19 protein-coding genes are annotated in these 19,133 nt (G+C 71.0%); 9 read left to right on the forward strand and 10 right to left on the reverse strand.

The annotated features are described in order from the left end of the window. Positions 1 to 7: 7 nt before the first annotated feature. The 6 genes from ACZ56E_RS31275 to ACZ56E_RS31300 all read right to left on the reverse strand — a co-directional run bounded on the left by ACZ56E_RS31275 (position 8) and on the right by ACZ56E_RS31300 (position 5,483). Entirely contained in the window at positions 8 to 763 is a 756-nt protein-coding gene (locus ACZ56E_RS31275; RefSeq protein ID WP_471219264.1) for an SDR family oxidoreductase, read from the reverse strand. A gap of 5 nt (positions 764 to 768) precedes the next feature. Then, positions 769 to 2,562, reverse strand: a complete 1,794-nt coding sequence (locus ACZ56E_RS31280) for a glycoside hydrolase family 15 protein (protein ID WP_471219266.1) — start codon at positions 2,560 to 2,562, stop codon at positions 769 to 771. A 70-nt stretch (positions 2,563 to 2,632) separates the two neighbouring features. After that, on the reverse strand, positions 2,633 to 3,421 hold the full coding sequence (locus ACZ56E_RS31285; protein ID WP_471219268.1) for an SURF1 family cytochrome oxidase biogenesis protein: 789 nt from the start codon (positions 3,419 to 3,421) through the stop codon (positions 2,633 to 2,635). Positions 3,422 to 3,497: 76 nt separating this feature from the next. Continuing rightward, the gene (locus tag ACZ56E_RS31290; RefSeq protein WP_468609406.1) at positions 3,498 to 3,731 is read right to left on the reverse strand and encodes a hypothetical protein; all 234 of its coding nucleotides are present in this window, start codon (positions 3,729 to 3,731) and stop codon (positions 3,498 to 3,500) included. A gap of 86 nt (positions 3,732 to 3,817) precedes the next feature. Continuing rightward, a complete protein-coding gene (locus tag ACZ56E_RS31295; RefSeq protein WP_471219270.1) occupies positions 3,818 to 4,813 on the reverse strand; it encodes a DEDDh family exonuclease in 996 nt (331 codons plus the stop codon). 31 nt (positions 4,814 to 4,844) lie between these two features. Then, positions 4,845 to 5,483, reverse strand: coding sequence for a TetR/AcrR family transcriptional regulator (locus ACZ56E_RS31300; RefSeq protein WP_471219271.1), 639 nt, complete (start codon positions 5,481 to 5,483; stop codon positions 4,845 to 4,847). An 82-nt stretch (positions 5,484 to 5,565) separates the two neighbouring features. On the opposite strand from ACZ56E_RS31300, the gene ACZ56E_RS31305 reads away from it, so the two are divergent. From ACZ56E_RS31305 to ACZ56E_RS31330, 6 genes are all read left to right on the forward strand, one after another. Further along, the gene (locus ACZ56E_RS31305; RefSeq protein ID WP_468609400.1) at positions 5,566 to 6,363 is read left to right on the forward strand and encodes an acetoacetate decarboxylase family protein; all 798 of its coding nucleotides are present in this window, start codon (positions 5,566 to 5,568) and stop codon (positions 6,361 to 6,363) included. Position 6,364: 1 nt separating this feature from the next. Beyond that, complete coding sequence (locus tag ACZ56E_RS31310; protein WP_471219274.1) at positions 6,365 to 7,249, forward strand: SDR family NAD(P)-dependent oxidoreductase; 885 nt, start codon at positions 6,365 to 6,367, stop codon at positions 7,247 to 7,249. Between the two features lie 14 nt (positions 7,250 to 7,263). Continuing rightward, entirely contained in the window at positions 7,264 to 8,565 is a 1,302-nt protein-coding gene (locus ACZ56E_RS31315; protein ID WP_471219275.1) for an amidohydrolase family protein, read from the forward strand. Next, positions 8,562 to 9,800 carry an amidohydrolase family protein gene (locus tag ACZ56E_RS31320; RefSeq protein ID WP_471219277.1) on the forward strand — a complete coding sequence of 413 codons (1,239 nt, stop codon included), beginning with the start codon at positions 8,562 to 8,564 and terminating at the stop codon, positions 9,798 to 9,800. The genes ACZ56E_RS31315 and ACZ56E_RS31320 overlap by 4 nt, the downstream gene beginning before the upstream one ends. 146 nt (positions 9,801 to 9,946) lie before the next feature. After that, positions 9,947 to 10,846, forward strand: a complete 900-nt coding sequence (locus ACZ56E_RS31325) for a sterol desaturase family protein (RefSeq protein ID WP_471219279.1) — start codon at positions 9,947 to 9,949, stop codon at positions 10,844 to 10,846. Then, a complete protein-coding gene (locus tag ACZ56E_RS31330; protein WP_471219281.1) occupies positions 10,843 to 11,538 on the forward strand; it encodes a lysoplasmalogenase in 696 nt (231 codons plus the stop codon). Before ACZ56E_RS31325 ends, ACZ56E_RS31330 begins: the two co-directional genes overlap by 4 nt. A gap of 43 nt (positions 11,539 to 11,581) precedes the next feature. Here ACZ56E_RS31330 and ACZ56E_RS31335 read toward each other — a convergent pair whose 3' ends face one another. Together ACZ56E_RS31335 and ACZ56E_RS31340 are read right to left on the reverse strand one after the other, a co-directional pair. After that, the gene (locus ACZ56E_RS31335; RefSeq protein WP_471219357.1) at positions 11,582 to 13,072 is read right to left on the reverse strand and encodes a S8 family peptidase; all 1,491 of its coding nucleotides are present in this window, start codon (positions 13,070 to 13,072) and stop codon (positions 11,582 to 11,584) included. 134 nt (positions 13,073 to 13,206) lie between these two features. Next, positions 13,207 to 14,754: a S8 family peptidase gene (locus ACZ56E_RS31340; RefSeq protein WP_471219282.1), complete on the reverse strand. Its 1,548-nt coding sequence runs from the start codon at positions 14,752 to 14,754 to the stop codon at positions 13,207 to 13,209. A gap of 360 nt (positions 14,755 to 15,114) precedes the next feature. On the opposite strand from ACZ56E_RS31340, the gene ACZ56E_RS31345 reads away from it, so the two are divergent. The 3 genes from ACZ56E_RS31345 (at position 15,115) to moaA (ending at position 18,324) form a co-directional block, all read left to right on the forward strand. Beyond that, positions 15,115 to 15,513: a DUF485 domain-containing protein gene (locus tag ACZ56E_RS31345; RefSeq protein ID WP_468609387.1), complete on the forward strand. Its 399-nt coding sequence runs from the start codon at positions 15,115 to 15,117 to the stop codon at positions 15,511 to 15,513. Further along, entirely contained in the window at positions 15,510 to 17,147 is a 1,638-nt protein-coding gene (locus tag ACZ56E_RS31350; protein WP_471219284.1) for a solute symporter family protein, read from the forward strand. Before ACZ56E_RS31345 ends, ACZ56E_RS31350 begins: the two co-directional genes overlap by 4 nt. 169 nt (positions 17,148 to 17,316) lie before the next feature. Continuing rightward, the gene (gene moaA / locus ACZ56E_RS31355) at positions 17,317 to 18,324 is read left to right on the forward strand and encodes a GTP 3',8-cyclase MoaA (RefSeq protein WP_471219286.1); all 1,008 of its coding nucleotides are present in this window, start codon (positions 17,317 to 17,319) and stop codon (positions 18,322 to 18,324) included. Here the strand turns inward: moaA and ACZ56E_RS31360 are convergent. Together ACZ56E_RS31360 and ACZ56E_RS31365 are read right to left on the reverse strand one after the other, a co-directional pair. Next, positions 18,321 to 18,551, reverse strand: a complete 231-nt coding sequence (locus ACZ56E_RS31360) for a hypothetical protein (RefSeq protein WP_471219288.1) — start codon at positions 18,549 to 18,551, stop codon at positions 18,321 to 18,323. The genes moaA and ACZ56E_RS31360 overlap by 4 nt on opposite strands. Before the next feature lie 186 nt (positions 18,552 to 18,737). Further along, positions 18,738 to 19,124, reverse strand: a complete 387-nt coding sequence (locus tag ACZ56E_RS31365) for a DUF3099 domain-containing protein (RefSeq protein ID WP_471219289.1) — start codon at positions 19,122 to 19,124, stop codon at positions 18,738 to 18,740. Between the last annotated feature and the right edge of the window lie 9 nt (positions 19,125 to 19,133).

The following is a 19,133-nucleotide window of genomic DNA, read 5'->3' on the forward strand; positions in this document are numbered from 1 at the left end:
CCCCGGGTCAGAAGCCCGCCCGGGCACCGCCGTCCACCGGGACCATGATGCCCGTCAGGTAGGACGCGGCGGGGGAGAGCAGGAAGGCGGCAGTGCGGCCGAACTCCTCAGGGGTGCCGTAGCGGCGCAGGGGGATGGTCGACTCGTTCGCGGCGCGGGTGGCCGCCGGGTCGGGGGAGAGGCCGTCGAGCTGGCGCATGCGGTCGGTGCCGATCCGGCCCGGGAGCACGCCGACGACGCGGATGCCCCGCGGACCGAGCTCGTCCGCGAGGGACTTGGCGAACCCGGCGAGCCCGGGCCGCAGACCGTTCGAGATCGTCAGGCCCGCGATCGGCTCGTACACCGAACCGGAGAGCACGAAGCCGATGACGCCGCCCTCGCCGAGCCGCGCGGCCGCAGCGCGGGCGAGCCGCACGGCGCCGAGGAAGACCGCCTCGAACGCCGCCTGCCACTGCTCGTCGGTGTTGTCCGCGACGAAGCCCGGCGCGGGCCCGCCGACGCTGATCAGCACGCCGTCGAAGCCGCCGAAGTGCTCACGGGCCGCGGCGATCAGCGTGTCCGCTGCGGAGGGGTCGGCGTTGTCGGCGGCCACGCCCACCGCGTTCGGGCCGAGCTCGGCGGCCGCCTCGGCGACCGTCTTCTCGTCGCGGCCGGTGACGACGACCTTCGCGCCGTCCGCGACCAGTTCGCGGGCGGTGGCGTTGCCGAGGCCACGGGTGGCGCCGGTGACTACGTAGACACGGTCCTTCAGTCCAAGATCCATGGCCCCTATCCTCCCGCGTCCGCCCCGTAGAGCGCGAGGGCTGTATTGACCAGGCCGATGTGGCTGAATGCCTGCGGGAAGTTGCCCAGCTGCCGGCCGGAAGCGGGGTCGTACTCCTCCGCGAGCAGCCCCACGTCGTTGCGGAGCGCGAGCAGGCGGTCGAACAGCGCGCGCGCCTCCTTGGTGCGGCCCGTCATGTGCAGCGCGTCGGCGAGCCAGAACGAGCAGGCGAGGAAGGTGGCCTCGCCGCCCGGCAGCCCGTCGATGCGGCGCTCGTCCGAGCTGTAGCGCCGTACGAACCCGTCGCCGCCCAGCTCCCGGTGGATCGCGTCCACCGTGCCGGCGACGCGCGGATCGTCCGGCGGCAGGAACCCCACGCGCGGGATGAGCAGCAGGGAGGCGTCCAGCTCGGCGGAGCCGTAGAACTGCGTGAACGTGTTCCGCTCGGCGTCGTACCCGCGCTCGCACACCTCCCGGTGCACCTCGTCGCGCATCTTGCGCCAGCGCTCGACGTCTCCGAGATTCTCGGCAAGGCCGGGGTCCTCCTCCAAGGCGTGCACGGTCCGGTCGGCGGCGACCCACGCCATCACCTTCGAGTGCACGAAGTGCCGCCGCGGGCCGCGGACCTCCCACAGGCCCTCGTCCGGTTCGCGCCACTTCTCCTCGAGGAACTCCAGCATGCAGCGCTGGAGGTTCCAGGCGTGCGGACGAGGGGCGAGGCCCTTCGCGCGGGCCATCGTGAGGGAGTCGATGACCTCGCCGTACACGTCGAGCTGCAGCTGGTTCACGGCGTCGTTGCCGATGCGCACCGGGGCCGAGCCCTCGTACCCGGGCAGCCATGGGATCTCGTGCTCCGGAAGCCGCCGCTCACCGCATATCCCGTACATGATCTGGAGGTCGGCGGTGTTGCCCGCGACCGCGCGCAGCAGCCAGTCGCGCCACGCCTCGGCCTCCTCCAGATAGCCGGCCGCGACCAGGGCGCCCAGGGTGAGGGTGGAGTCGCGCAGCCAGGAGTAGCGGTAGTCCCAGTTGCGCACGCCGCCGATCTCCTCGGGCAGGGATGTGGTGGGGGCGGCCACGATGCCGCCGGTCGGGGCGTAGGTGAGTGCCTTGAGGGTGATGAGGGAGCGTACGACCGCGTCGCGGTGCGGCCCGTCGTAGCGGCAGCGGGCGGTCCACTCCCGCCAGTCGGCGAGGCTGTCGCGCAGCGCCTCATGGGGCTCGACGAGGGTGGGGCGCGGCTCGTGCGAGGGATGCCAGGTGAGGACGAAGGCCACCTTCTCGCCCGCCTCCACCGTGAACTCGGAGTGCGTGCTGAACCCCTCGCCCCAGGTGCGGACCTGGGGTTCGCTGCGCAGCCACACCGCGTCGGGGCCGGCGACGGCCACGCGGAGCCCGTCGATCCTGCGCATCCACGGCACGACCGAGCCGTAGTCGAAACGGAGGCGGAGCGTACTGCGGACCGTCACCTTGCCCGTCAACCCCTCGACGATGCGTACGACATCGGGGGCGCGGTCGCGCTGCGGCATGAAGTCGGTGACGCGGACGGTGCCGTCCGGGGTCTCCCACTCCGAGTCGAGCACGAGGGTGCCCGGCCGGTAGGCGCGCCGGGTGCAGGGGCCTGCGTCCTTCGGCGCGATGCGCCAGTGGCCGTTCTCCTCGTCGCCGAGCAGCGCGGCGAAGCAGGCGGCCGAGTCGAACCGGGGCAGGCAGAGCCAGTCCACCGAGCCGTCCCTGCCGACCAGGGCGGCGGTCTGGAGATCGCCGATGAGCGCGTAGTCCTCTATGGGGTGATGCACGCAGAACGGCTTCCCGGGATGAGGCCCCGTCAATCGGACCTCGTGCCACGTGGCCGCGCGGGGTTCCGGCTCAGGCGTTCGCCGGTGCCGCCTCGGGTGCGGGGGCCGCCGCGGCCGCCGCGCGGTCGCGCCGCTCCCTGCGCACCAGCACCACCCAGCCGACGGGGACGCCCGAGGCGAACAGCCACCACTGGACCGCGTACGCCATGTGCGCGCCGATGCTGCTGTGGTCGGGCTCACCGATCAGTTCGGGGGAGCCGTCGGCCGGCTCGGGCGAGGTCTGCTCGACGTAACCGCCGAGGACCTGCTTGCCGAGGCTGTCGGCCTGCTGCCCGCTGCTGATCAGCATGATCTGACGGTCCGGGAGGCCGCGGACGTTCTTGATGCCGCTGGCCGCGGACGTCTCGTCGGCCTTCAGGCGGCCGGTGATGGTGAGCTCGCCCTTCGGCGGGGCGGGAATCCTGGGGAAGGCGGTCTGCGGTCCGTCGGCCGGGATCCAGCCGCGGTTGACGAGCAGGACCTTGCCGTCCGCGAGGACGAAGGGCGTCAGGACGTGGAAGCCGACCTCGTCGTCGGAGTTGGTGCGGCGCCGCACGACGACCTCGTGCTCCGTGTCGTACGTCCCCTTGGCGCTCACCCGGCGGTACAGGTCCTTCTTGGGCACCTCGTGGCCGGGGGAGGTGATCTTCTCCGCCGGGACCGGGGCGGCGGCCAGCGCGTCGGAGACCCGCTGGTTCTGCGCGACCCGGTTCTGGTGACGGTGCAGCTGCCAGAAACCCAGCTCGACCATCACGGGGATGAGGACGAGGGCGATGAGGGTGAGGATCACCCACTGCCGGGTCAGGAGGAAGCGGTACACCCCACGACCGTACCTCTAGGCCTGTGGGGTGCCTGCCCGGGGGTGGGGTCGGTGCCCGCCCGGAGGCGGGCCCGGTTCAGACCCGGTCGATGATGCCCACCCGCCCCTCCGCGCGCGAGCAGTGGGCGCCGCAGTACCAGTGCCCCTCCACCTCGACGCCCTGGCCGATGATGCGGCACCGGCAGTGCTCGCAGATGGGCGCCATGCGGTGGATGGCGCAGGAGAAGCAGTCGAAGACGTGCACCGCGCCCTGCGCGTGCACTTCAAAGGACATGCCGTAGTCGTTTCCGCAGACCTCGCAACGTGCCATGCGCCACAGGGTGGGACGCCGCGGCGGTGCGGGGCGAGCGGTCGGCGGGCGAGTCGCCCGCAATCACCCGTCTGACGCCTGCTCGGTTACGACTCCGCGGCGGGTGCCACGTCCTGGAGGAGCTGTCCGAAGGCCGCCTCGTCGATCACCGGCGTGCCGAACGAGCGCGCCTTGACGGTCTTGGAGGTGCCGGAATCCGGGTCGTTCGTGACGAGGAGGCTGGTGAGGCGGGACACACTCGTCGCGATGTGCAGCCCGGCCTCGACCGCCCGGTCCTCCAGGAGTTCGCGCTCCACGGAGGTGTCTCCGGAGAACGCCACCCGCATGCCCTGCTTGAGTGGTTTGCCCGGTTCGTAACGCCCCGGGTTCGGATACGGGCACGGCGGGCGCTTGCGCGAGGGGCGCCAACTGCCCGGCCGGTACGAGGAGGACGGCACGGGCCCCGTCGACTGGCGCACGACGCGCGGCACGCCGTCGGACCACTCGGTCAGCGGACGGCACTCCAGGAGCGGCAGACGGACATTGCCGCCCGCCGCGGCGTGCAGGCTCGGGCGGAACGCCTCGGCGAGCACGCGGGCGTCGTCGAGGGCGTTGTGCGCGTGGCGCTGCTCGACGCCGAAGTGCGCGGCCAGGGACTCCAGCTTGTGGTTGGGCAGCGGGAGCGCCAGCTCCTTGGAGAGGGCGATGGTGCACAGGCGTTGGCGCACGGGGGCGAGGCGCTCCGCGCGCGCGTACTCCCGGGCGATCATCGACCAGTCGAAGACCGCGTTGTGCGCGACGAGGACGCGGCCGTCGAGGCGGCCCGCGAACTCCTCGGCGATGTCCTTGAAGAGCGGCGCGTCCGCGAGCATCTCGCTGGTGAGCCCGTGGATCCAGACCGGGCCGGGATCGCGCTGGGGGTTGACCAGCGTGTACCAGTGGTCCTCGATCTCGCCCTGGGCGTCCACGCGGTAGACGGCGGCCGACACTATGCGGTCGTCGCGGGCCAGGCCGGTGGTCTCCACGTCGACGACCGCGTATCCCGTTGGATACGCGGCCGGCCAGGGCACTGCGGACGCTGCGGTCGTGCGGTCTTCGAGCATGGTCCATGAGGATACGGGCCGCGACTGACAGTCAGGGCCCCGGTCCGAGAAGCCCGGCCACCAGAGCCCTGACGGAGGTGGCGAAGAGCGCCTCCGCGTCGACGGGTCCGGCCAGCGCGCGGGCGAGCGCGCCGTCCTGCTCGGCCGCCTGCGCCGTCCACAGCTCGTCCTCGCCGGGGTGCTGCTCGGGGGCGCGTTCGCGGTAGCGCTCGACCAGGACGTGACCGACGACGTGGACCTGGACGGCGCGCACGGCCTCGGCGGCGCGGACGCCGCGCAGGCCCGCCCGGTGGACCTCGTGGACGAGGGCGCGCTGGGCGGGCAGGAACATCCGTTCCGTCAGGCCCCGTTCGTGGACCATCGCGACGAGGTGCGGGTGGTCGAGGAGCTGGTGGCGCAGGGCGCGGGCCACGGAGGCGACGCGCTGCGCGGGGGTGCGGCCGGTGGCGCGGACCTCGCCGAGGTCGGCGAGGGTGCGCTCGACGAGGGCGTCCAGGAGCGACTCGCGGTTGCCGACGTGCCAGTAGATCGAGGTGACGGCGGTGCCGAGCTCGGCGGCGAGCGCCCGCATCGTCAGGGCGCGCGGGCCGTGCCGCTTGACGAGGCGCGCGGCCGTGTCGAGAACCTGCTCCCGGTCCAGATGCGCACCGGACTTCTCTTTACCCTTCACGAGTCCTGTTGTAACTGTGTTACAGAACCGCCGCAAGTCCCGGCCGCGGGCCCGAGTCCGCGCTGACGAAGGGTGGTACGACATGGCACGCATTCGCTACGGGGCGCGTGACGAGGCGGAGATCGCCGCCTCGCGCACCGCGAGCTCCAAGCTCCCCGACATCTGGTCCACGGGCGTGGTGGCCGTCTGGGAGAGCGACCCGGACACGGTCGCGGCGGTTCTGCCGCCGCCGCTGAAGCCCACCGGGCGGCCCCTGGTGCGGGCGAACATCAGCAAGGTCGACCTGCCGGGCTACCCGCTGGGCGCGGGCTCCGTCGCCGTCGCAGCCGAGCACGCGGGAGTGGCCGGCTGGTATCCGCTGGTGATGCCGATGACCCACGAGCGGGCCCTGATCGGCGGCCGCGAGGTCTTCGGCGAGCCGAAGAAGCTCGGCGAGGTCGAGGTCGAGCGCGACGGCCTGGTCGTACGGGCCCGGCTCGCCCGGCACGGCATCGCGTTCGTGGAGGTGCGCGGCGCGGTCAGCGGCGCCCTGCCACTGCCGGAGCCGACGCGGAAGACCGACTTCTACTTCAAGTTCCTGCCCGCGGTAGACGGTTCGGGCTTCGACGCCGACCCCGTGCTCGTGCACTGCGTACGGAACGAGAAGGTCCGCAAGCTGGAGGCCGTCACCGGGGACGTCGTCCTGCGCGAGTCGATGTACGACCCGGTGGCCGATCTGCCGGTGCGCGCGCTCGTCGAGATCACCATCGGCGAGAAGACCACCGACCAGCGGGGCCGCGTCGTCGAGCGCGTCAGCGCCCAGGCCCTGCTGCCCTACATCCACCAGCGCTACGACGACCCGGCGCAGATCCTCGACGGGCCGCCCGAGGGGAGCGTCTGAGATGGAGCTGCGTGCGGGGCAGGTCGCCGTCGTCACGGGCGCGGCGAGCGGCGTCGGGCTCGCCATGGCGCGGCGGTTCGCGGCGGACGGCCTGACGGTGGTCCTCGCGGACGTCGAGCCCGGCGCTCTGGAGAAGGCCGCGGCGGAGCTGCGCGAGGACGGCAGGGCCGTGCACGCGCGCGTGGTCGACGTCGGGGTGCGCGACCAGGTCCTCGCCCTCGCCGACGAGGCGTACGACAGGTTCGGCGCCGTCCATGTGCTGTGCAACAACGCGGGGGTCGGCTCGGGCGCCGAGGGCCGCATGTGGGAGCACGAGCCGAACGACTGGAAGTGGGCCTTCGAAGTCAACGTCTGGGGTGTCTTCCACGGCATCCAGGCCTTCGTGCCCCGGATGATCGCCGGCGGCGAACCGGGCCACGTCGTCAACACCTCCTCCAGCGACGGCGGCATCGCGCCGCTGCCCACCGCCTCCGTGTACGCCGTCACCAAGGCCGCCGTGGTGACGATGACCGAGTCGCTGTACGCCCATCTGAAGGCGGAGCACGCGCGCGTGGGCGCCTCCGTGCTCTTCCCCGGACCCCACATGCTCCGCACCGGCCTGTGGGAGTCGCACCGCAACCGGCCCGACCGGTACGCCAAGTCCCGCCCCCGCAGGACCCCTTACCGCAGCCTCGACCAGTGGGAGGCCGCGATGCGGGAGGCGGGCGAGGAGGTGGAGTTCACCCCCGTCGAGGAGGTCGCGGACTTCGTGGCCGAGGGCATCGCCGCAGGCCGCTTCTGGCTGCTCCCGGCGAGCGAGCACAGCGACCGGCAGATCCGGGCGCGGTCGAGGTCGATGCTCGACCGGTCCGACCCGGCCTACCTGGAGCACTTCGTCCTGGACTGAAGGGAGCGCCACCCATGAGCGACCAGGGTCACCGGAATCCGCAGGACCCGTACCTGATCATCTCCTCCGACTGCCACGCCGGACTCCCCACCGAGGAGTACCGGCCCTACCTCGACAGCCGCTTCCACCGGGACTTCGACGCCTTCCTCGGCGAGCGCGGCGCCCGCCGCGAGGAGGCGACCCGGCTCGGCATCCGCAACGACGCGTTCGCCGCCAAGTGGTTCCAGGACAACGAAGAGGGCCTGCGCGGCGGCTGGGACAGCGCGCAGCGCCTCAAGGAACTCGACGGCGACGGAGTGGCCGCCGAGGTCGTCTTCCCCGACGCGGACGCCGTCGACAGCCAGACGGCCGCGCCCTTCGGAGTGGGCCTCGGCCTCTCCGGAGACCAGGATCCCGAGCTCGGCATGGCGGGCGCCCAGGCGCACAACCGCTGGCTTGCCGACTTCGTGTCCGAGCACCCCGAACGGCACTGCGGAGTCGCCCTGCTGCCCATCACCGGAGAGGTCGACCGCGTCGTCGCCGAGGTGCGCCGCGCCAAGGAGTCCGGGCTCGGCGCCCTGATGATCCCCTCCATGTGGGTCGACAAGGCGCCCTACCACGACCGGCGCTACGACCCCGTGTGGGCCGCGGCCGCCGAGTGCGCGATGCCCGTGGTCACCCACTCCGGAGCGGCACCCCGGCACGAGTACGGGGACCACCTCGGGATCTACGTCTCCGAAGTGACCTGGTGGCCCGCGCGGCCGCTGTGGTTCATGCTCTGGTCCGGCGTCTTCGAACGCCATCCCGGGCTGCGGTTCGGCGTCGCGGAGTCCGGCTGCTGGTGGCTGCCGAACCTGCTGTGGTTCATGGACCGTCTCTACCTGGGCGCGCACGGCGGAAAGAAGCTCTCCCCGTTCGCGGAGCTGAAGCGCCCGCCGCACGAGTACCTGGACCGGCAGATCTTCGTCTGCGCCACCAACACCAAGCGCCGCGAGCTCGCCCAGCGGTACGAGATCGGCGTCGACAACATCCTCTGGGGCAGCGACTTTCCGCACCCCGAGGGCACCTGGCCCGACACGCGCGCGTGGCTGCGGAAGACCTTCCATGACATCCCGGTGGCGGAGACCCGCCGCATGCTGGGCCTCGCCGCCGCGGAGGTCTTCGGCTTCGACACGGAGAAGCTCGCGCCGCTGGCGCGCCGCATCGGCCCGACACCCGCCGAGCTCGGCCAGGCCGACGACCAGGAAGCCGTGGCCGCATCCTGGGCGCGCTCGCGCGAGGTGGGCCGCCACTGGCTGACCGACCACGACTTCCCGACTCTGGGGGTGACCCGATGACCGGGGACCGCTACACCGTCATCTCCGCGGACTGCCACGCGGGCGCCGATCTCCTCGACTACCGGCCCTACTTGGAGCCGCGCCACCACGACGCGTTCGACGCGTGGGCGGCCACCTACGTCAATCCGTACGAGGACCTCCTCGCGGACACCGCCGACCGCAACTGGAACTCGGACCGCCGCGTCGCCGAGCTCGAGACGGACGGCATCGTCGCCGAGGTCGTCTTCCCGAACACCATCCCGCCGTTCTTCCCCTCGGCGTCCCTGATGGCCCCCGCGCCGACCCGGGAGGAGTTCGAGCAGCGCTGGGCCGGTCTGCGCGCCCACAACCGCTGGCTCGCGGACTTCTGCGCCGCCGCCCCGGGACGCAGGGCGGGCGTCTTCCAGATCCTCCTGAACGACGTCGACCGGGCCGTCGAGGAGATCCACCGGTCGGTGGACGCGGGCCTGACGGGCGGCCTCATGCTGCCCGGCACACCACCCGGCTCGGGCCTGCCCGAGCTCTACTCCTCGACCTACGACCCGATCTGGGCGGCCTGCGCCGAACTGGGCGTGCCGGTCAACCACCACGCGGGCTCGGCCTCGCCGCCGCTCGGCGAGGAGCCGGCCGCTCGCGCGGTTTTCATGGTCGAGACGACGTGGTTCTCGCACCGCGCGCTGTGGCACCTCGTCTTCGGCGGGGCCTTCCGCCGCCACCCGGACCTCAAGCTGGTCCTCACCGAGCAGGGCTCGGGCTGGGTCCCCGGAGTGCTCGACATGCTGGACTACTACCACGGGCGGCTCGTCGCGGCGGCGAGGCGGGCCGGCGGCGCGGGGACGGCCGAGGCGAAGTTCGGCGCGGGCCTCGCCGACGCGATGGGCAAGGGCCCCTCCGAAGTGTGGCGCGACAACTGTTTCGTGGGCGCCAGCTTCATGCGCCCCCACGAGGCGGCGCTGCGCGAGCGGATCGGCCTCGACAAGATCATGTGGGGCAGCGACTACCCGCACGACGAGGGCACGTACCCCTACTCGCGCGAAGGCCTCCGCACCGCCTACGCCGGCCTCCCCAGGGAAGAGATAGCGGCCATGGTCGGCGGCAACGCGGCCCGCGTCTACGGCTTCGACCTGGACCGCCTCGACCGGATCGCCGCACGCGTGGGCCCCACGGTCGAAGAACTGGACGAACCCCTCAAGGAGGCCCCGACCGACGCGACGAGCCCTGTGTTCGCGGCGGGGGCGTCGGTACGGGTCTGGTGAGCGGACGAGCAGGGGGGCCGGGAGCCCCCCTGCCGTTTGAAGTCGGATCTTTGGTGAGGATCACCAACAACCGCTCCCGTACCGCCGGTAATACTTGTCGGTAACAACCCCTAGTCGTGGGCCGACAGCCGTTCTACGGTGCACGCATGTCCCCGAACCTGCCCGATGTCGTGCTGTGGTCCATCCCGGCTTTCGTGCTGCTCACCGTCGTCGAGATCGTGAGCCACCGGATCCATCCCGACGAGGACGCCGCCGGGTACGAGACGAAGGACGCCGCCACCAGCATCACCATGGGGCTCGGCAGCCTCGTCTTCGACCTGCTGTGGAAGATCCCGATCGTCGCGATCTACTCGGGCGTCTACGCGCTGACACCGCTGCGCGTGCCCGTCCTGTGGTGGACCATCCCGCTGATGCTCCTCGCCCAGGACTTCTTCTACTACTGCTCGCACCGGGGCCACCACGTCATCCGCATCCTGTGGGCCTGCCACGTCGTGCACCACTCCAGCCGCAAGTTCAACCTCACGACGGCACTGCGCCAGCCCTGGACGAGCCTCACGGTGTGGCCGTTCTACCTGCCGCTCATCGCCTGCGGCGTCCACCCGGCGGCGCTCGCGTTCTGCTCGTCGGCCAACCTGGTCTACCAGTTCTGGATCCACACCGAGCGCATCGGGAAACTGCCCCGCCCCATCGAGTACGTCTTCAACACGCCCTCGCACCACCGCGTGCACCACGCGTCCCAGGGCGGCTACCTGGACCGCAACTTCGGCGGCATCCTCATCGTCTGGGACCGGCTCTTCGGCTCCTGGGTCGCCGAGACCGACCGTCCCGTGTACGGACTGACGAAGAACATCGACACGTACAACCCCCTGCGCGTGGCGACCCACGAGTACGCCGCCATCGCCAAGGACCTGCGGGCTGCGGCAGGTTGGCGGGAGCGGGCCGGGCGGATCTTCCGCGGTCCCGGCTGGCAGCCGCAGGCCCCCGAGGCGTCCCCGGCGCCGCTGCCCACCGCCTCCGACGCGCCGGTCCCGGAGCGGGCGGCGTGACGGGGCGGCCGCCGTCGGGGCTGCTTCTCGGCGCCTTCGGCGTCGCCGCGCTCGGTGACCTCGTCGCGCTCCTCGCCGACTCCGACACCGGCCACGCCGTCTTCAAGCCGCTGCTCATGCCTCTCCTCGCGGCGTACGTCGCCACACGGAAGGGGCCCCCGCTGCTGATCGCCGCCCTCCTCTTCGGCTGGGGCGGCGACACCCTCCTGCTCTTCGACGCCGAGCCCGCGTTCCTCGCCGGGATGGGGTCCTTCGCCGCCGGACACGTCTGCTATCTCGTGCTCTTCAAGCGGTACGGCGACACCGGCGGTTACGCGCGCGGTGGCGGGTCGCCCCGCGTGCCGGGTGCGGTACTCGTGGCCGCGTACGCCCTCGCACTCGCCGGCACCGTGGCGCTGCTCTGGCCGGACCTGCCGGCCGACATGCGCGGGCCCGTCGCGGGCTACAGCCTGCTGCTCACCGCCATGGCGCTCGGCGCGACCACGCTCGGCGTCACGGCGGCCGCGGGCGGGGCGCTGTTCCTGCTCTCGGACACCCTGATCGCGACCGGCGTCGCCGACTGGCCGCAGCTGCCGAGGCCCGACTTCGCGATCATGCTCACCTACCTGGCGGCTCAGGCCCTGCTGACCAGCGGAGTGCTGAGGGCCGGGCGGCTCACGAGTCGCCCGGCCCTCTCCACCGCGAAGCGGTGATGTGGTGCCACCTGCCTGCTGGTTGCGTGCTACTTAGGTGCCGCTACCTGCGCACGGCGTCCAGCGCGTCGGCCATGCCCACGCCGTAGAAGCCGTTCTTGTTCCTGCTGCCCTCGCAGACCGCGTCCACCTTGCCGTCACCGTCGAAGTCGTACGGGTCGGTGCAGGCCATCGGGTCGGCCTGGCGGTGGAGCAGTTCCTTGATCCGCTTGGCCGAGGCGTGCGGATGCGTCGACTTGAGCAGCGCGGCCACGCCCGCGGCGTGCGGCGACGCCATCGACGTACCGCCCTTGTAGCCGAACTTGCCGCCCGGCAGCGTCGACAGGATCCGGCCGTCGACGGCCGGCGGGTTCGGCGCCTGGTACTTGGTGGAGTCGCCGCCCGGCGCCGTGATGTCGATGACGCCGTGGCCGTAGTTCGAGTACGACGCCTTGATGCCCTTCGCACCGGTGGCGGAGACCGTCACGACCCCCGGAAGCTGCGACGGGAGGTCGAAGCAGTCCTTGGTCTTGATGGTCCGCGGCACCGGAGTGGTGTCGTTGGGGCTCGACTTGTCGATGATCTCGTCCTGGGCGAGGTCGGTCTTCGAGTTGCCCGCGGCCGCGACGTTCACCGCGCCCTTGCGCTCCGCGTACCGCGCGGCCCGCCCGACCGCGTCGACCAGCGCCTTCTGGTCGTCGTCCGTCGTGCAGTTGAACAGCCACGGGTCGGTGTAATAGCTGTTGTTGGTGACGTCGACGCCATGGTCGGCCGCCCACACGAAGCCGCAGACCACGGCCTCCGTGTAGTACATGCCGGTCTTGGGCTCCGCCACCTTCAGGCTCGCGACCTTCACGCCCGGCGCGACGCCGGTGACACCGGTGCCGTTCTTCGCGGCGGCGACCGTGCCCGCCACATGCATGCCGTGGTCGCTCTCACCGGCCACCGGACGCCACGCGCTGTCCTTCTGGACGGGCACGCCGCCCAGGCAGCTCGCCGACGCCCCGCGGTCGAAGTTCGGCGCGATGTCGGGGTGCGTGTCGTCGACGCCGGAGTCGAGCACGCCGACCGTGACCTTGCGGCTGCCGAGGGAGATCTCGTGCGCCTTGTCCGCCTTCATGGCGGGCAGGTCCCACTGCAGCGGCTCCAGCGCGTCCTGGCCCGCCGAGGCCTTCCCGGCCGCCGCCTTCGCCTCCGCGGCGGTCAGCGGCCGCTCCGACTCGAGGGCGTTGTCCGACTGGGCGGACAGCGGGGCCGTCCGCGTCGCGCCCGCGGAGTCGACGCCCTTCACCTTGCGGATCGTCTTCGCGAAGTCGGGGTCCGCCGAGTGGACGACGATGACGCCGATCTTGTCGTACGCGATGACGACGTCGCCGCCGGCCTTCGCGATGGCCTTCTTGGCGCGCTCCGAACTCCCCTTGCCGGGGCGGACGTTCACGACGTAACTCATGGACGAGGCGTCCGAAGCCGACGCTGTGGCCGAAGCCGGCGCGTCCGGTATCGCGGCGGGCCGCGCGGACGCCGTCCCCGGCAGGAACGCGACGGCCGACACCATCGCGACGCCGAGCGGCAGGGCCAGCGCGCGGCGGGAGCGCAGGAAGGCGGCAGCGGATATGTGGGCCTTGGAGGACCTGGAGGATTTGGAGGACCCGGAGGACTTGGTGGACTCGCTCACGTTCAGTCTCCCCGTCACTTCTTCTTCACGGCGTCGAGCGCGTCGACGAGCCCGCTGCCGTAGAAGCCGTTCTTGTGCGCGCCACCGCTCTCGCAGACCGCGTCGACGTCACCGTCGCCGTCGGGGTCGTACGGCGTGGTCGGGCACTCCAGACGGTCGGCCTGCTTCTTCAGGATCCGCTGCAGCTCGGCCGGGCCCGCCTTGGGGTGCGTCGACTTGATCAGCGCGGCGACACCCGAGGCGTGCGGCGCCGCCATCGACGTGCCGCGCAGCCAGCCGTACTCGCCGCCCGGCATGGTCGAGAGGATGTTGCCGTTCTTCGACGGGGTGTCGGTCGGCAGCTGGTACCGGTCGCCGCCCGGGGCCGTCACGTCGACGACGCCCTTGCCGTAGCTGGAGTACGACGACTTGAGGTTCTTGACGCCCGTCGCGCTGGTCGTGACGACGCCCGGCAGCTGGGTCGGCACGTCGAGGCACTCGTGCGGGTCGATGGTGCGGGTCACCGGAGTGGAGTCGTCCGGGCTGGAGTCGTCGACGATCGCGTCCGCGTCCAGGTCGTGGTTGGAGTTGCCCGCGGAGGCGACGTTGAGGGTGCCCTTCTTCTGCGCGTACAGCTGCGCGCGGTTGACCGCGTCGAGGATCGCCTTCTGGTCCGGGTCGTCCTTGCAGTTGTACAGCCACGGGTCCACGTAGTAGCTGTTGTTGGTGATCTCGACGCTGTGCTCGGCGGCGAACACGAAGGCGCAGACCACGTTCTCCGGGTAGAACAGCTCGTCGACCGGGTCGGCCACCTTGATGCCCGCGATCTTCACGCCGGGCGCCACACCCGCGACGCCCACGCCGTTGCGCGCGGCGCCGATCTCACCGGCCACGTGCGTGCCGTGGTAGTGCTCCTTCTTCGCCGGACGCCAGGCCCCGGGCGAGGTGTCGAGCCTGCCGCCGACACAGCTCGCGGACTGCGCGGCCGAGAAGTTGGGGGCGAGGTCCGGGTGGGTGTCGTCGACGCCGGTGTCGATCACGGCGACGGTGACCTTCTTGCTGCCCGGGTTGATCTTCGCGGCCTTGTCGGCGCCGATCGCCCGCAGGTCCCACTGGTCGGCTTCCATCGGCTCGGTGCCCGGAGCAGCGCTCTTCTTCAGGGCCTTGGCCTCGGCGGCGGACAGCACCTTCGCCTTGCCGTCGTCCGTGGTGGCGGCCGACTTCAGCGGCGCGGTGTGGGTCGCGCCCGCGGACTGGACGCCGCGCACGTCGCGTATTCGTCTGCCGAAGTCCTGGTCCGTCGAGTGGACGACGATGACGCCGATCTTCTCGTGCGTGACAACGACGGAGCCGCCGGCCCTGGCTATCGCCTTCTTGACGTACGCGAGCGTCTTGCGGTCCGTGCGGGTGTTGACGACGTACGCGAAGACGGGGGCGTCCTTCGCGGTCTGCGCCGACACGGGGGCGGGGGACTCGTTCGGGGCCGCGGTCGCGGCGCCGGGCACGAAGCCGACCGAGGCGGCGAGCGCGAGGCCGAGCGGCACGGTGAGCGCCGTACGACGTCTTGAACGCAGATGAGCCATGGGATCTCCACATCATCCGGATACGGAACTGCCCGAACACAGCTGGTGCTCGGGCAGGTACATGACGGGCGTGCAGGGTGAAGCTATCCCCCGAACTCCCAGGCCAGCAATGCCTCCTGGCCGCCTTCTGACCGTCTTCCGGCTGCGTTCCGGCAGAAACCGGGCAGCAGGGGCGCGTCGTGCGCCGCCCGGCGACGTTGAGCAGACAACGGAAGCAACATCAACCCCTGTCGGATCACGTCCCGTGGCCTTAGCATCGCCATCCGTGGCTCACGTGATCCGCGTCACGCCGGACGTGAGGCCAGAGAACCCATGGAACAACTGTCCGTCCCCACCCCACCCGCACCACGAGGAGACTCCGTGGCCACCGACGCACCGCCCCCTTCGAAGGGTGGCGCAGGAAAAGAACCCGCTCCCCACGCGCCCTCCACGGAGGAGTTCATCGAGGTGCAGGGGAGCTCGGAATTCGGTGAACTGCGCCGCTCGCACCGCTCGTTCGCCTTTCCGCTCACCATCGCCTTCATCGCCTGGTACCTCGTGTACGTCCTGCTCTCCAACTACGCGGGCGACTTCATGGGCACCAAGCTCTTCGGCAACATCAACGTGGCCCTCATCCTCGGCCTCGGGCAGTTCCTGACCACCTTCCTCATCGCCTGGTTCTACTCGCGCCACGCGGCGGCGCAGCTCGACCCGAAGGCCGAGAGGATCAAGTCCCGCATGGAGTCCCGCATGGAGACCCGCACGGAGGGCGACGCATGAGCCCCGCGCACACCGCCGTCATCGACCTGGCGGCCGCGTCCGACGCCTCCGAGCACCGGCCGCTGATCATCAGCCTCTTCGCCGCCTTCGTCGTCGCCACCCTCTTCATCACCGTGTGGGCCGGCCGGCAGACCAAGAGCGCCGCCGACTTCTACGCGGGCGGCCGCCAGTTCACCGGCTTCCAGAACGGCCTGGCGATCTCCGGCGACTACATGTCCGCCGCCTCCTTCCTCGGCATCGCCGGCGCCATCGCCCTCTTCGGATACGACGGCTTCCTCTACTCCATCGGGTTCCTGGTCGCCTGGCTCGTGGCGCTCCTCCTGGTCGCCGAGCCGCTGCGCAACTCCGGGCGCTACACGATGGGCGACGTCCTCGCGTACCGCATGCGCCAGCGCCCGGTCCGCACCGCCGCGGGCACCTCCACGATCGTCGTCTCGATCTTCTACCTGCTCGCGCAGATGGCGGGCGCGGGCGTCCTGGTCTCGCTGCTGCTCGGCATCACCAGCGACGCGGGCAAGGTCCTCATCGTCGCCCTGGTCGGCGTCCTGATGATCGTCTACGTCACCATCGGCGGCATGAAGGGCACCACCTGGGTGCAGATGGTCAAGGCCGTCCTGCTCATCACCGGCACCGTCCTCATCACCTTCCTGATCCTCCTGAAGTTCAACTTCAACGTCTCCGACCTGCTCGGCACGGCCGCCTCCAACAGCGGCAAGGGCTCGGCCTTCCTGGAGCCGGGCCTCAAGTACGGCGTCTCCGGCACCTCGAAGCTGGACTTCATCTCGCTCGGCATCGCCCTGGTCCTCGGCACCGCCGGCCTGCCGCACATCCTGATCCGTTTCTACACCGTGCCCACGTCCAAGGCCGCCCGTAAGTCCGTGAACTGGGCGATCGGCATCATCGGCGCGTTCTACCTGATGACCATCGTCCTCGGCTTCGGCGCCGCCGCCCTGCTCAAGCCCGGCGAGATCATCGCCTCGAACAAGGCGGGCAACACTGCGGCACCGCTCGCCGCCCTGGAGATCGGCGGCGGTGGCGACTCGACCGGCGGCGCGATCCTGCTCGCCGTGATCTCCGCGGTCGCCTTCGCCACGATCCTCGCGGTCGTCGCGGGCCTCACCCTCGCCTCGTCGTCCTCCTTCGCACACGACATCTACGCGAACGTCATCCGCAAGGGCAAGGCCACCGAGAAGGAGGAGATGAAGGCGGCCCGCTGGTCGACCGTCTTCATCGGCATCGTCTCCATCGCGCTCGGGGCCCTGGCCCGCGATCTGAACGTGGCGGGCCTCGTCGCCCTCGCCTTCGCGGTCGCCGCCTCCGCGAACCTGCCGACGATCCTCTACAGCCTCTTCTGGAAGAGGTTCACCACGCAGGGCGCGCTCTGGTCGATCTACGGAGGGCTCGTCGCCGCCGTCGGCCTTGTGCTGTTCTCACCGGTCGTCTCGGGCAAGCCCAGCTCGATGTTCCCCGACGCGAACTTCGACTTCTTCCCGCTGGAGAACCCGGGCCTGATCTCCATCCCGCTGGGCTTCCTGCTCGGCTGGCTCGGCTCGCTCCTCTCCAAGGAGGAGCCGGACAAGGGCAAGTACGCCGAGCTGGAGGTCAAGTCCCTCACCGGCGTCGGCGCCCACTGACGGGCGTTTGTTCACACGTTCGTAGCGGCCGCGTCGTAGAGTCCTACGACGCGGCCGTACCGTTCCTCGTGGCAAATGGCCCATGGCGTTGTCAGAGGTGTCGCGTAAGGTCGAAGGCAGTGGGACCCATGGGGCCCATCAGTAACCGACCGCCGGGGAGGGGGCCGCAGTGCTCATCGACACGTTTGGCCGCGTAGCCACTGACCTGCGCGTATCGCTGACAGACCGCTGCAATCTGCGGTGCACCTACTGCATGCCGGAAGAGGGCCTGCAGTGGCTGGCCAAGCCGGACCTGCTCACCGACGACGAGATCGTCCGCCTCATCCGCATCGCCGTCACCAAGCTCGGCATCACCGAGGTCCGCTTCACCGGCGGCGAGCCCCTGCTCCGCCCCGGCCTCGTCGGCATCGTCGAGCGCTGCGCCCAGCTTGAGCCCCGCCCGAAGATGTCCCTGACGACGAACGGCATCGGCCTCAAGCGCACCGCCAAGGCCCTCAAGGCCGCCGGCCTCGACCGGGTCAATGTCTCCCTGGACACCCTGCGCCCCGACGTCTTCAAGACGCTCACCCGGCGCGACCGCCACAAGGACGTCCTCGAAGGCCTCGAAGCGGCCCGCGACGCCGGCCTCACCCCGGTCAAGGTCAACACCGTCCTGATGCCCGGGCTGAACGACGACGAGGCCCCCGACCTCCTCGCCTGGGCCGTCGAGAACGACTACGAGCTCCGCTTCATCGAGCAGATGCCCCTCGACGCCCAGCACGGCTGGAAGCGCGACGGCATGATCACCGCGGGTGACATCCTGGAGTCCCTGCGCACCCGCTTCGAGCTCACCGAAGAGGGCTCGGGGGAGCGCGGTTCCGCACCCGCCGAGCGCTGGCTCGTGGACGGCGGCCCGCACCGCGTCGGCGTCATCGCCTCCGTCACCCGCCCGTTCTGCTCGGCCTGCGACCGCACCCGGCTGACGGCCGACGGCCAGGTGCGCACCTGCCTCTTCGCCACGGAGGAAACGGACCTCCGCGCGGCCCTGCGCGCCGCCCCCGAAGACACGGCGGACGGCTCGGACGACGCGATCGCCGACATATGGAAGCTAGCGATGTGGGGCAAGAAGGCCGGCTCGGGCCTGGACGACCCGTCCTTCCTCCAGCCGGACCGCCCGATGTCCGCGATCGGCGGCTAGCTGCCCCCGTCGGCGCCCTCGCGCGCCTGCCACTCGTCGAGCGGTACGACATCCTTCAGCATGCCGCGTACGCCGAGGAACTGGGCGAGGTGTTCGCGGTGCTCCTCGCACGCGAGCCACGTCTTGCGGCGCTCCGGGGTGTGAATCTTGGGGTTGTTCCAGGCCAGTACCCAGACCGCTGAGACGCGGCAGCCCTTGGCGGAACAGATCGGGTTTTCGTCACTCACAGTCGCATCCAAGTGCTGCAAACAAGGCGACGCCGAGCAGCCACGGGGGGAGCTGCCCGGCGTCGGTCTGTCGCTCCGACGGGGGATGCGGAGCGCGTACGAAGTATGTCATGGGGGACCCGCGGACCGGCACCGGAACTACACGATTGATCTGAGCTTTTCTTGAGCTTGGCGCAACGTCGACGGTCAGTTCGGCTCGTGCGCGGCACCGCGCCGCTGGTCGTGCGCGGGGCCCAGGGGATCTTCCGGGACGGATTCCGCGGCGGCCGCCGCGACGGGCGGCGCGAGCATTGGCCGAGATGGGGCGGGCACGAACGTCGACGGCAGTGAAGGCGGCGACTCCCGCCCCGCGTTGGCGATCACGACGGAGATGTACGGCAGGAGAATTCCGAGCACCAGTGCGACGAGCGCGACGTGCCGCTCGACGTTCCACAGCACGGCGGCGGCCACCACCGACACCGTACGGACCGACATCGAGATCACATACCGTCGCTGCCTGCCGCGCACGTCCTCCGCGAGACCCTGCCGGGCCCCCGTGATCCGGAAGACCTGGCCGCTGCTCTGCTTCCGCATCACATTCCA

It is taken from the genome of Streptomyces sp. NPDC039480, assembly GCF_055597165.1.